Genomic DNA, 12,342 nt, shown 5'->3' with positions numbered 1-12,342 from the left:
TTAAAAAAAACTAAAACTATTTCTACAATGAATTTTTTTAAAAGAATTACCATCGCTACAAGCATTGCCGCGGCCAGCTACTGCGGATATGCTTATGGACAGGATTTCCAGTGGAAAGAAGCAAAATCAAACGGTTACACTTATAAATATGTAACCAATGATCCTACTGCTGCAAGATATTACACCCTGAAAAACGGGCTTACCGTGATTTTAAGTCCGACCAAAAAAGACCCTAGGATACAGACTTTTATTGCTACCAAAGCCGGAAGCAAAACCGATCCGGCAGATCATACGGGTCTTGCTCATTATCTTGAGCATATGCTATTCAAAGGAACAGATCAGTTCGGCTCCAAGGACTGGGCAAAAGAAAAACCTCTTTTAGATCAGATTGACGCTCTTTATGAAAAGTATAACTCTACGAAAGACGAAGCCAAAAGAAAAGAAATCTATAAAGAGATTGATAAAGTTTCCGGGGAAGCTGCAAAATATGCCATCGCCAATGAATATGACAAAATGATGTCGGGAATGGGTGCCGACGGAACCAATGCCTTTACGTCTTATGAACAGACGGTGTATACGGAAGATATTCCTGCCAACGTAACGGATAAATTTCTTGCTGTACAGGCAGAACGTTTCAGACAACCGATTTTAAGACTTTTCCACACCGAGCTGGAAGCCGTTTATGAAGAAAAAAACAGAGGTCTGGATAACGACGGAAGAAAAGTGTACGAAGCGATGTTTGCGGCGATTTTCCCTAACAACAATTACGGAAAACAAACCACAATAGGAACCATTGAACACCTTAAAAATCCTTCATTAAAAGCGATCAGGGAATATTACAATAATTATTACGTGCCGAATAATATGGGAATTATCATGTCCGGAGATTTTAATCCTGATGAAATGATTGCCAAAATCGATAAAGCATTCTCTTATATGAAGCCTAAAACGATTCCTGATTATAAAGTTGGCCAGGAAAGTCCGATTACGGCACCTATTACAAGAGAAGTCTACGGCCCGAATCCTGAAAATATTATGATCGGGTTCCGTTTTCCTGGAGCAACAACGAAAGACGCAAGAATGCTGAATTTCATCGGAAGTATGCTTACCAACGGACAGGCCGGATTAATCGACCTTGATCTTGTTAAAAAACAAAAACTGCTCAGCGCTTATGCTTTCCCATATGTTCTGAAAGATTATTCCGTCCTTTTATTGCAGGGTAATCCTACGGAAGGACAATCTCTGGACGAGGTGAAAAGCCTTCTGATTCAGGAAATTGATAAGCTGAGAAAGGGTGAATTTTCAGATGATCTCATGCAGTCCATTGTTAACAATGAGAAGAAGAATATTATTCAGAAGTACGAAAAATATAATTCAAGAGCAGAGTCTCTCATGGATGAATTTACCTCTGAAGTAGATCATAGAACGCAATTAGAATATATTGAAGAAATCTCCAAGATAACGAAAAAAGATATTATGGATTTTGCTTCAAAATATCTTAAAGATAACAATTACGTAGCAGTTTACAAAAGAAAAGGAGAAGATAAAAATATTCTGAAGGTAGACAAACCTGCTATCACTGCAGTTTCCGTAAACAGAGAAGATCAGTCGCCGTTCCTGAAAAAAGTTGATGAAATGCCGGAATCGCCGATCGCTCCAATGTGGCTTGATTTTAATAAAGATATTGATAAAGGCAAGCTGAAATCAGTTGATGTTCTTTCGGTAAAGAATACGGACAATCAGCTTTTCAGACTATATTATTATTTTGATTCCGGAAGATGGAATAACAAAATGCTTCCTTTTGCTGCAGAGTATCTGCAATATTTAGGAACAAAAAACAAATCTTCGGAACAGATCAGCAAGGAGTTTTACAAACTGGCTTCAAGCTTTAATGTAATTGCAGGAAATGAAGAAACCTACGTTTCGCTGGAAGGTTTAAATGAAAACTTCGAAAAAACGGCTGCGCTATTCGAAGATCTTATTAAAAACTGCCAACCGGATCAGAAAGCCCTGGATTCCTATAAAGCAAGAGTAAAAAAGTCCAGAGCAAACGCAAAACAAAATAAAGGTGCAATCATGAGCGGACTAAGAAGTTATGCTCAATACGGTGCACAGAATCCATTCAATAATGTTTTAACGGATGCTGAGCTTGATGCATTAAAAGCAGAAGATCTGGTGAATATGCTTCATGATTTATTTAATTATAAACATAAAATCCTTCACTACGGACCAAAATCTGCGAATGAAGTATCATCTTCTTTAGCATCCATTCATAATGTTCCGGCCTCGCTTAAAGACATGCCGAAATCTAAAACGTTCACACAGGTTTCAACAGATAAAAATCAGGTTCTATTTGCTCATTATGACATGGTTCAGGCAGAAATCTTCTGGGTACGAAACAGCGATCCTTATAATGTAAGCATTACGCCAACGGTAAGTTTATTCAACAACTATTTCGGTGGCGGAATGGGATCAGTAGTGTTCCAGACGATCAGGGAGTCTAAAGCTTTAGCGTATTCTACATATTCTTATTTTTCTCTTCCGGGAAAAAAAGAGGATAAAGATATGATTATGGCCTACGTAGGAACTCAGGCTGATAAATTCAATGAATCTACAACAGCCATGAATGAACTGCTTACTACCCTTCCGAAATCTGATCAGCTATTCGAAACAGCAAAAAGCGGATTGAAAAAATCTATTGCTGCAGAAAGGATCACTCAGGACGGTATTATCTTTAATTATCTGAGAGCACAGAAACTCGGGAACAATTCAGACGTGAGAAAGATCGTTTACGAACAGGCTCCTAAACTTACTTTTGCAGACATCAATACTTTCCACAACAAAGAAATGAAAGGCAAAAACTATACGTACTGTGTTGTAGCTTCTCAGGATAAAATACAAGAGGCTGACATGCAAAAACTCGGTGAAGTAAAAAAATTAAATCTTACGGAAATATTTGGTTATTAAAATTCACCATAAATAACAAAAAGCCCTGAATTCAGGGCTTTTTTATTTGTATTAAGGCTAAAATAATTATAGATTTTATTTATCGAAACTTGTTTGTTTGATAGACGAAGTATTTCTATATTTGCAACAGAAAAATTTAAATAAAAAAACAAGAAATTATGTCTTTAGTAGGAAAAAAATTCCCGAATGTAACCATTGACGCAATGTCTGAAATGGGTGATGATCTTAGAATCAATGTTTTTGAAGAAGCAACTGCAAATCAGCAAAAAGTTCTTTTGTTTTGGTACCCGAAAGATTTTACTTTTGTATGCCCTACCGAACTTCACGCTTTCCAGGAAGCTTTAGGAGAATTTGAAAAAAGAAACACTAAAGTAATCGGTGCTTCTTGCGATACAAACGAAGTGCATTTTGCATGGCTGAATGTTTCAAAAGACAACGGAGGTATTGAAGGAGTTACTTATCCAATTCTTGCCGATACGCACAGACAACTGGCAAACCTTTTAGGAATTGTTGATCAGGATTTTGAATACAATGATGAAGGTGAAGAAGTTTTCACAGGTTCAAACGTTACATACAGAGCAACTTATCTTATCGACGAAACAGGAAAAATTTTCCATGAGTCTGTAAATGATATGCCTTTGGGAAGAAATGTAAAAGAATATTTAAGATTAATTGACGCTTATACTCACGTTCAGAAGCATGGTGAAGTTTGCCCTGCCAACTGGGAAGAAGGAAAAGATGCAATGAAAGCTGACAGAACTTCTACTGCTGAATATTTAGCTAAAAATTAATAATTTTTAATATAACAATGTAACAATCTAACAGTATAACAATTTTTAAAAGTAGTTTTTTGAATTGTTACATTGGTAAATTTTTAGATTGTTACATTGTTTATTTTTATAAAAATAAATTTATGTATACAGAATTAACAGAAGATACGCTGCAGAATATTGTAAGCGAAAATGAAAAAGTAGTGGTGCAGTACGGTGCAACATGGTGTGGAAACTGCAGAATAATGAAGCCGAAATTCAAAAAATTAGCTTCTGAAAATGACAGTATTCCTTTCTTATATGTAGATGCCGAAAAATTGCCGGAAAGCAGAAAATTGGCTAAAGTAGACAATTTACCAACGTTTGCCATCTTCAGAAATGGTGAGCTGGTAAATCAGGTTCAGACCAATAAAGCAGAGAGTTTAACCGAATTATTTAACGAATTATAATGAAGTTACCCATCATAAGACAGTTTTATCAGAATCAGACGCCTGAAAACCTTGAAAAAACACTGGAAGTACTGGAAAGTTTCTGTGAATTCAGAGGAACAAGCGAGGAAGACCTTAATGTTGCCGGAGAATTGATTACCAATATCTGCGGAGCTCTGGAAGTTCATGCCAACGTACAAACAGGAATGAGTGAAAAAGATGCTTTAAACTCTTTTGCTCAGAAGGTTTTAGGATCAATTGATAAATAAATCTGATTTAAAATTGAACGATTTTAAAATAAATTTTTTTGCGAAGTTTACCCGTAACTTCCAAACAAAAATCCCGATGAAAAAACATCAGGATTTTTTTATAAAAAAGTTAACTTCTTACCTTTTACTTCTAACTTCTCACCATCTTAACTTCTTCTGCTCATCAGAATACTTAAGATATACCAGAATAAAAGCATGATTGAAGCAAAAAGCTGTAAAGAAGCTCCTACATATTGGTTCGTGCTGTAAGAATCCTTTAATTTACTTGTCTGATAAAGAATGGTTGCAGAAGCCAGAATTACCATTCCTACCGAGAACCAAAGTCCAAGATTAAATCCGAATAACATTCCCCCAACAATCAAGCCAAGAGATATAAATCCTCCAATCACAATGATGTTTCTAAGGAAAGAAAAGTCCCTTTTTGAAGTAAATGCGACGAATGAAATCCCTGAAAACATGGCAATCGTAAGCATTGCTGCCTGGAAAATCACCTGCGGCCCGGTATAAAGCGTTGCAATTTTAATCAGTGGAAGAAAAATAACTGCTTCCAGCAAAATATAAAATCCTAACCCGAAATATTGTGTCGATTTGCTCAGTGAAAGCGACCATTTTGTAGCCAAAACAGAAGCAATCCAGAATACTCCGATAATTAAAAGCCAGATGTAGCGCTGGGCAAACATGGCAAAGATTAACTGATCCGGCACAACCTGCAGTAAAATAGTTTCCACACCGATAAACGCAAGAATTGCAAATGCAACGTGTAAATACGTTTTTTTGTAAAAGTCGGCTTTTTCAATATCTGAAGAATGCGCAACCAAAACGTCTGTCATCATAGTTTATATATTAATTTATTATTCATTATTTATTGCTCATTACTCATAAGCTACTCTGCATATTCAGATTTTACCCCAAGAATTTTACCATCATTTTCAAAAATTACATTGATCATATCCCTCGGAGGATCCTGTTGATCATCGGCATATTTATATTGAATGATCGGATAGGTTTCATTTTCGTACAATTTCTGATAGCCGGATTTGTACACTTCCATTTTCCGTTCAAAGCTTATTCCGCCTGATAATTTTGAAATTATATCATCAGACATGTAATAGGCTATTTTATCAGAAACCAGCATTTTGATTTTTCCTTTGTCCGAAGATTTCAGCGCAGCAACAAATTTCATGAAGGCCTGATTATATAAATCAACTTTATCCTTACTTAATTCCGAGGTAAGCTCTATCTTCTTGCTCTCAACAATCTTTATGCTGCTCTTTTGCTGGGAAACAGCCCAGTGAAAAGCAAAAAATGCACCTATAAAAAGTATTTTTTTCATGTGAATCTATGATTGGTTGACAGCAAGATACGAAGAATTATATTACTGATAAAAATTTCATCGTATCAACATTATCGGCGTACGTATCAAGACCCGGGTTTTGAGCTTCACCCAAAGCAACGGAGTTTAATCCCAATTCTTCCTTCGCCACAACACACTGAATATTTTCTTCATTCTCAGCAATGAAGTCCTTTACTTCATCCAGAGAAGAATATCTGCTGAAATTAATAACCGAAAGCGGACTGAACAGCTTATCGTCTTCTTTCAGCATCACAAAATTATTATCCCAGAATTTTTCCTGGTTTAAAAGATAAACCGCCCTGTTATAATCGTAATTATTCGCGTATTTATTATGATTGATAATATCCTGAAAACCAATGAAGCTTTCAAAAAGCCTGTCAATAACATAATCCTGCGGAATTAAAAGGCGGGTTACATTTCTGCAGCCTAACCCGAAATACCGGAAAATATCTTCAGCCAGAAGCTTCAGTTCATCTTCCGTTTCATCACCTTTAATTACGGCAACAGACGTTCTGTTCTTTCTGATGATGTGCAGATGATTTTTAAAGTAATACTCGAGATACCGTGCCGTATTGTTGCTTCCCGTAGCAATTACCGCATCAAAATTTTCAAGCCTTTCCACAAATTCAAATGTTACATTTTCATCGGAAAATTCTTTCCATTTTTTAAGTAAAAAAGGAATCATATAACGATCTTTTGAAGACAGTTTTATTATTGGAATATGATTGCTCAGTACCACAGAGATCACATCATGAAATCCCACAAGAGGAATGTTGCCGGCCAAGATGAGCCCTACTCTTTTTGATGTTTTGGAAATGGAATATTCTTTAAGCCAATTATTTATATTTTCATCCGTCAGCAGATCAGCCCATTGTTTCAAAGCAAATTTCTGGTTCTCAACCGTAAACCAGGGGTTCTCAATTTCAGACTTCTTTATCAAAAGTTCAAAATCAACATCATTTTCGTTATAATTTTCAGATTTTTTTGATAAAAATGCTTTTATATAATCACTAAGCCGTATAAGTCCTAAAACTTGATTTTCAATATTCATAAGTACTGCAAAATTGGGGAATATTTTGTAATTTTGTGCAAATTTAAAAAAAATTAGCGATGGCTATTAAAATAACTGATGAATGCATTAATTGCGGAGCCTGCGAACCGGAATGCCCGAATAATGCAATTTATGAAGGAGCAGTCGACTGGAAAGCTTCAGAAGGTACAGAACTCAAAGGTACCGTAACATTACCATCAGGTCTTACGGTAGATGCAGATGCACCGCAGGAACCGGTAAGTGATGATGTCTATTTTATTGTAACAGACAAATGTACGGAGTGCAAAGGCTTCCATGAAGAGCCGCAGTGTGCTGCAGTATGTCCGGTAGACTGCTGTGTTCCGGATGAAGATCATGTAGAATCTGAAGAAGCACTGCTTAATAAAAAAGCATTCTTACACGGAGAATAAAAACTGCCGTCTCATTCATTATGAGACGGTTTTTTATATCCGAAACCCTATATTTTATCAATACATTATAAATGAAGCCGTAAGATGAATCTGTTGCGGCAGCCAAAAAATCAATAATATGAGCAAAAAACACAACTTTAGCGCAGGACCATGTATTTTACCTCAGGAAGTTTTCGAAAAATCGGCACAGGCTATTTTAGATTTCAACGGAATCGGCTTGTCTCTTCTGGAAATATCCCACAGAAGCAAGGATTTCGTGACTGTAATGGATGAAGCACGCGCCATTGTAAAAAGACTGATGAATCTGGGTGATGATTATGAAGTGTTGTATCTGGGCGGTGGTGCAAGCCTTCAGTTTGCTATGGTTCCGTATAACCTGATGAAGGTGGGCGGAAAAGCAGCCTATCTTGATACGGGAACCTGGGCGGCAGGAGCTGTTAAAGAAGCCAAAAAAGTAGGAACTGTTGATATAGTGGGCTCTTCCAAAGAAGAAAACTATTCTTTCATTCCAAAAGATTACACAGTAGGTTCAGAATATGATTATTTCCACTGTACATCCAATAATACCATCTACGGGACTCAGATGAAATCCTTTCCGGAAGCAGATACTTTAATGGTCTGTGACATGAGCTCAGATATTTTCTCAAGACAATTAGATTTCTCAAAATTTGATCTGATCTACGCCGGAGCACAGAAAAATATGGGCCCTGCAGGAGTGACTTTAGTAGTAATCAAAAAAGAGATCTTAGGCAAAACAGGAAGAGAAAACATGTTCTCCATTTTGGATTATTCCCAGCATATTGCTAAAGAATCAATGTACAATACCCCTCCGGTTTTCCCGGTATATGCGTCTTTGCTGACTTTGCAGCATCTTGAACAAAACGGCGGAATTGCAGGAGCTGAAGCCCGAAATGAGGCAAAAGCAAAATTATTATACGACGAAATAGACCGCAACCCACTTTTTGAAACATTCTGTGTAAAGGAAGATCGTTCCCTGATGAATGTTTCCTTCAAGATTACCGATGAAAGCAAAAAAGAAGCATTCGATAATGCATGGAAAGCTGCAGGAATAAGCGGATTAAACGGACACAGAAGCCTTGGAGGTTACCGTGCAAGCCTTTACAATGCTTTACCGATCGAAAGTGTTCAGGTATTGGTAGATGTCATGAAATCGATCAAGTAATTAAAGATTAAAAATTCAGAGATTAAAAAATGAATACCATTATTTTAAATTTTCTTAATTTGCGAGCCGATTTGGAATTTTTAAATACATTAATTTTTTAAATCTTAAATCAAATAAAAAATGAAAGTTTTAGCTAACGACGGTATTTCCAAAGCAGGTGAACAGGCATTAAAGAATGCAGGAATTGAAATTCTGGATAACAGGGTTGCGCAGGATCATGTCATCAATTTCATCAACGAAAATAACGTTGATGTTCTGCTGGTAAGAAGCGCTACCAAAGTAAGACAGGACCTGATAGATGCCTGTCCAGGCCTCAAAATCATCGGAAGAGGCGGTATCGGAATGGATAATATCGACGTGGAGTATGCGATTGATAAAGGACTGTATGTTATCAATACGCCGACTGCTTCATCGAAATCCGTTGCAGAACTTGTTTTCGGGCATTTTTTCTCACTGGCAAGATTTCTTCATGAATCCAACAGACTGATGCCGCTGGAAGGAGAAACCCATTTCGATGCAATGAAAAAGTCGTTCAGCAAAGCATATGAACTTTCAGGAAAAACCTTAGGAGTAATCGGCTTTGGAAGTATAGGCCAGGAAGTAGTGAAAATGGGAATTTCTCTGGGAATGAAAGTCATTGTTCTCACAAGAAAACCAAAAACAAAAGTTCTTACGCTTGAATTTTTTGACGGTCAGACTTTAAATTTTGAAATTACTTCTACCAACGATATGGATGCATTCCTTAAAGAAGCAGACTTTATCAGCATCAATACTCCGAAAACAAATGAATATATCATAGATACTCCCCAGTTTGAAAAAATGAAGGATGGAGTCTATATTGTAAATACTGCAAGAGGCGGTGTCATCAATGAAGTATCCCTGATCGATTTTATCGAATCCGGGAAAGTTGCCGGCGCTGCACTGGACGTTTTTGAAAAAGAACCCAATCCGGAAGTTCTTCTGCTGATGAACCCTGCTCTGTCCCTGTCTCCGCACGTGGGCGGAAATACGGTAGATGCCCAGGAAAAAATCGGGGTGGAACTTGCAGAACAAATTATCAAAATAAAAGAAACTATACAATAAAATATGCCTGTTTTTAAACCTTTTCGCGGAATAAGACCTCATAAAGACTATGAGAGTACTTTCCCTACTCACCCTCTTGATAACTTCACCCAAGAAGAGATAGCGGAAAAAGCTCAAGTTGAAGATACTTACATTAATATGATAAAACCTTATGTTGTAAGTAAATCCAAAGATATTGATAGGAATTTAAGAAAAATCCGTTCTACATTTGAAGAACTGATGGACGAAAATAAGCTCGTTCAGGACAATTCGGCCTATTATCTTTATGAGCAGATCTATCCCAACAAACAGGTTTTCAGAGGACTTTTAGGATTGGCTAGTATTGAAGATTTCTGGAACGGAAAGATTAAAAGGCACGAAAGTACCATTCCGCAGAAAAAAGAAAAGCTTGCGCATTACCTGGAAAAAGTAAACCTTCAGGCAGAACCGGTTTTGCTTACCTACCCTGCTAATTCGAAGATTGAACTTCTCATGAACCATGAGGAAAAAAACGTTCCAATCTTTAACCACGTTGATACCAAAGGAATCAGGCATAAAATCTGGAGGATCGACAACCGTCTTAAATTACAGCAGTTCAAGGAAGTGATTGATCAGATTGATTCTTTTTACATTGCAGACGGCCACCACAGAATAGGTTCTACGGCACTGAATGCCAAACATCAGAAAGACAAAAACAAAAGACATAACGGAACAGAACTTTACAACTTCGTCTACAGCTTTATCGTTTCCAACCAGTCTATTAAAATCCATGATTACAACAGAATCGTAACGGATCTTAACGGACTGTCAAACGAAGAATTTTTAAAAGAGCTGGAAACGTATTTCCTCATCCACGAAAAAGGAGAAACGGCCTATTTCCCTTCGCAGAAATTCCATATCTCAATGTACATGGATGGTAAATTCTACTCACTTCACGTAAAACATGACCTGCGTTCACAGGAAATGTCTCTTGATAACCTGGATCACCACCTTCTTGATAAATATGTTTTCAAAAATATTTTGAAAATTGAAGACCCGGACAGCTCTGAAAAAATCGATTATATCAAAGGAACATCCAATATAGAAGGAATCAGCCATCTCAAAGAAAGAATTGATAGTGGTGGTGGCAAAGCGGGATTCGGAATTTATCCCGTAAGCTTTAACGATATGATTAAAATTTCAGATTTAAAGCTGAGTATGCCTCCGAAATGTACATTCATTGAGCCTAAATTGGTTACTGCACTCCTGATGTACGATATGAAACAATAAATACTAACCATTTTTTCGTTACTTTTAGCATGGAAAAAGAACGGTAAAATAAATGAAAAAGATCTTCATTATCATTCCACTCTTTTTGGGTGGATTTTTATTTTCTCAGAAAAAACCGGTAAAAAAGCCGGTAAAAAAGACTGCCATCACCCAAAAACTCAACTATCATGATGAGTTTAAAAAAATTTCGGATGAAATCATGGTGAACGGTATGGCCTATAACAATCTGGGAGAACTTACCAAAGGGATTGGTCCACGCTTCAGCGCTACTCCGGGATATATTAAAGCAGTGGAATGGGCTGAAAGAAAGCTGAAAGAAATAGGTGTGGAAATGATCTGGAGGCAGGAAGCAAAAGTTCCGGTCTGGATAAGAGGAAGAGAATCCCTTCAGATAAAAGCAGGAAACGGAGACTGGAAAAATATCAGGATGCTGTCTTTCGGCAACTCTGAAGGCACCGGAGGAAAAGATCTTACCGGAGAAATCATATTGATCAGCACTACTTCAGAATTGAATGCCATGTCGATAGGTCAGCTGAAAGATAAGGTCGTTTTTGTAAACCTTCCTATGGACCCGAAAATTATCAATACAAGTGATTCCTATCTTATTGCCGCAAAATCAAAGCTGATTTCACCTTCTGTGATAGCCAAAACCGGAGCAAAAGCATTAATCATACGGTCATTAACCACCGCTAACGATGATACGCCACATGCAAAGATGATTTATTATGAACCGGATGATAAAGTAAAAATTCCGGCTCTCACCATAGGAGCCAGATCGGCAGATGAACTTGAAAACCTGCTGAAAAAGCAGAAAGTTACCGCTAAAATCAACATGACCGCAGAATCGAAAGGCGAAACTATCAATCCCAATATCATTGCGGAAATTCCCGGTAAAAAAGATTCTAAAGTAATCGTTCTGGGTGCTCAACTTGATTGCTGGGATTTTGGAGAAGGTGCAATTGACGACGGTACCGGTGTTGCGCAATGTATTGAAGTTTTAAGAACCTTCAAAGCTCTAGGTATTGAAAATAATCACACCATAAGAGTTGTATTGTATGCAAACAGTGAAAATGGCGGACAAGGCCGTGAAATGTATGCTGCTTATGTGAAAAAGAAAGAGGAAAAACACGTTTTTGCGTTAGGAACAGATGCCGGAGGATATTCCCCAAGAGGATTTTCACTGGATATGTCTCCTCAGAGGCGAAGACAGATCTTTGAATGGAAAAACTATTTCCTTCCTTATGGAGTCTATGATTTTGACCAGACAGATGCCATTCAGGATATTTCGCCATTGAAAAAGCTTGATATTCCGCTGGCTGAACTGGTGGTTGATACGCAAAGATATTTCGATTATCATCATTCTGTGGAAGATACCTTTGATAAGGTAAATAAAAGAGAACTTCTTCTCGGCGCTGTCGCCATGACACAGATGATTTTTATAATCGACAACAACTGGTAGCAATAAAATAGAAATTTAAATAACTCTTATATCGCAGGAAAAACGAAGTTTCATACAAAATTTGTATCTCAAATATAAAGAACTTTGTGCAACCTTGCGTTTTATAAAAATAACCACTAT

The 12,342-nt window shown here is 37.2% G+C and carries 12 protein-coding genes; 9 read left to right on the top strand and 3 right to left on the bottom strand.

What is annotated here, in order from left to right; all coding sequences use genetic code 11:
- Positions 1-27: 27 nt before the first annotated feature.
- The 4 genes from M0D58_RS01920 to M0D58_RS01905 all read left to right on the top strand — a co-directional run bounded on the left by M0D58_RS01920 (position 28) and on the right by M0D58_RS01905 (position 4,434).
- Complete coding sequence (locus M0D58_RS01920) at positions 28-2,967, top strand: M16 family metallopeptidase (protein WP_248393167.1); 2,940 nt, start codon at positions 28-30, stop codon at positions 2,965-2,967.
- 158 nt (positions 2,968-3,125) lie between these two features.
- The gene (locus M0D58_RS01915; protein ID WP_248393166.1) at positions 3,126-3,758 is read left to right on the top strand and encodes a peroxiredoxin; all 633 of its coding nucleotides are present in this window, start codon (positions 3,126-3,128) and stop codon (positions 3,756-3,758) included.
- A gap of 122 nt (positions 3,759-3,880) precedes the next feature.
- On the top strand, positions 3,881-4,186 hold the full coding sequence (locus M0D58_RS01910; protein WP_072883076.1) for a thioredoxin family protein: 306 nt from the start codon (positions 3,881-3,883) through the stop codon (positions 4,184-4,186).
- A complete protein-coding gene (locus tag M0D58_RS01905) occupies positions 4,186-4,434 on the top strand; it encodes a DUF6952 family protein (RefSeq protein ID WP_248393165.1) in 249 nt (82 codons plus the stop codon). The genes M0D58_RS01910 and M0D58_RS01905 overlap by 1 nt, the downstream gene beginning before the upstream one ends.
- A 146-nt stretch (positions 4,435-4,580) precedes the next feature.
- On the opposite strand, the gene M0D58_RS01900 is transcribed toward M0D58_RS01905, so the two are convergent.
- From M0D58_RS01900 to M0D58_RS01890, 3 genes are read right to left on the bottom strand one after another with little or no spacing between them, the layout of a single operon-like run.
- Positions 4,581-5,267, bottom strand: coding sequence for a Bax inhibitor-1/YccA family protein (locus M0D58_RS01900; RefSeq protein WP_248393164.1), 687 nt, complete (start codon positions 5,265-5,267; stop codon positions 4,581-4,583).
- A 50-nt stretch (positions 5,268-5,317) separates the two neighbouring features.
- Positions 5,318-5,767, bottom strand: coding sequence for a peptidylprolyl isomerase (locus tag M0D58_RS01895; RefSeq protein ID WP_248393162.1), 450 nt, complete (start codon positions 5,765-5,767; stop codon positions 5,318-5,320).
- Between the two features lie 37 nt (positions 5,768-5,804).
- Positions 5,805-6,839, bottom strand: a complete 1,035-nt coding sequence (locus M0D58_RS01890) for an acyl-CoA reductase (protein WP_248393161.1) — start codon at positions 6,837-6,839, stop codon at positions 5,805-5,807.
- Between the two features lie 59 nt (positions 6,840-6,898).
- Between M0D58_RS01890 and M0D58_RS01885 the strand changes: the two genes are divergently transcribed.
- The 5 genes from M0D58_RS01885 to M0D58_RS01865 all read left to right on the top strand — a co-directional run bounded on the left by M0D58_RS01885 (position 6,899) and on the right by M0D58_RS01865 (position 12,222).
- Positions 6,899-7,249 (top strand): 4Fe-4S binding protein, encoded by a 351-nt coding sequence (locus tag M0D58_RS01885; RefSeq protein WP_034682968.1) that lies wholly within the window; start codon positions 6,899-6,901, stop codon positions 7,247-7,249.
- Positions 7,250-7,367: 118 nt separating this feature from the next.
- Positions 7,368-8,432 (top strand): 3-phosphoserine/phosphohydroxythreonine transaminase, encoded by a 1,065-nt coding sequence (gene serC / locus M0D58_RS01880; RefSeq protein WP_248393159.1) that lies wholly within the window; start codon positions 7,368-7,370, stop codon positions 8,430-8,432.
- 120 nt (positions 8,433-8,552) lie between these two features.
- Positions 8,553-9,515 carry a D-2-hydroxyacid dehydrogenase gene (locus M0D58_RS01875; protein WP_248393157.1) on the top strand — a complete coding sequence of 321 codons (963 nt, stop codon included), beginning with the start codon at positions 8,553-8,555 and terminating at the stop codon, positions 9,513-9,515.
- Between the two features lie 3 nt (positions 9,516-9,518).
- Positions 9,519-10,763, top strand: coding sequence for a DUF1015 domain-containing protein (locus tag M0D58_RS01870; RefSeq protein ID WP_248393155.1), 1,245 nt, complete (start codon positions 9,519-9,521; stop codon positions 10,761-10,763).
- A gap of 52 nt (positions 10,764-10,815) precedes the next feature.
- Positions 10,816-12,222, top strand: a complete 1,407-nt coding sequence (locus M0D58_RS01865; RefSeq protein WP_248393153.1) for a M28 family peptidase — start codon at positions 10,816-10,818, stop codon at positions 12,220-12,222.
- Positions 12,223-12,342: the final 120 nt, after the last annotated feature.

The sequence above is a fragment of the Chryseobacterium nepalense genome, assembly GCF_023195755.1.
Classification (GTDB): domain Bacteria; phylum Bacteroidota; class Bacteroidia; order Flavobacteriales; family Weeksellaceae; genus Chryseobacterium; species Chryseobacterium nepalense.
The sequence above is the reverse complement of the archived record's forward strand: the minus strand, read 5'-3'. Positions and strand labels throughout refer to the sequence as shown.

What these genes read in the sequence shown, in the direction of transcription:
- M0D58_RS01870 (WP_248393155.1), top strand. Translation starts at nt 9,519, where the DNA reads ATGCCTGTTTTTAAACCTTTTCGCGGAATAAGACCTCATAAAGACTAT.
- M0D58_RS01910 (WP_072883076.1), top strand. Translation starts at nt 3,881, where the DNA reads ATGTATACAGAATTAACAGAAGATACGCTGCAGAATATTGTAAGCGAA.
- serC (WP_248393159.1), top strand. Translation starts at nt 7,368, where the DNA reads ATGAGCAAAAAACACAACTTTAGCGCAGGACCATGTATTTTACCTCAG.
- M0D58_RS01905 (WP_248393165.1), top strand. Translation starts at nt 4,186, where the DNA reads ATGAAGTTACCCATCATAAGACAGTTTTATCAGAATCAGACGCCTGAA.
- M0D58_RS01865 (WP_248393153.1), top strand. Translation starts at nt 10,816, where the DNA reads ATGAAAAAGATCTTCATTATCATTCCACTCTTTTTGGGTGGATTTTTA.
- M0D58_RS01875 (WP_248393157.1), top strand. Translation starts at nt 8,553, where the DNA reads ATGAAAGTTTTAGCTAACGACGGTATTTCCAAAGCAGGTGAACAGGCA.
- M0D58_RS01890 (WP_248393161.1), bottom strand. Translation starts at nt 6,839, where the DNA reads ATGAATATTGAAAATCAAGTTTTAGGACTTATACGGCTTAGTGATTAT.
- M0D58_RS01900 (WP_248393164.1), bottom strand. Translation starts at nt 5,267, where the DNA reads ATGATGACAGACGTTTTGGTTGCGCATTCTTCAGATATTGAAAAAGCC.
- M0D58_RS01920 (WP_248393167.1), top strand. Translation starts at nt 28, where the DNA reads ATGAATTTTTTTAAAAGAATTACCATCGCTACAAGCATTGCCGCGGCC.
- M0D58_RS01895 (WP_248393162.1), bottom strand. Translation starts at nt 5,767, where the DNA reads ATGAAAAAAATACTTTTTATAGGTGCATTTTTTGCTTTTCACTGGGCT.
- M0D58_RS01885 (WP_034682968.1), top strand. Translation starts at nt 6,899, where the DNA reads ATGGCTATTAAAATAACTGATGAATGCATTAATTGCGGAGCCTGCGAA.
- M0D58_RS01915 (WP_248393166.1), top strand. Translation starts at nt 3,126, where the DNA reads ATGTCTTTAGTAGGAAAAAAATTCCCGAATGTAACCATTGACGCAATG.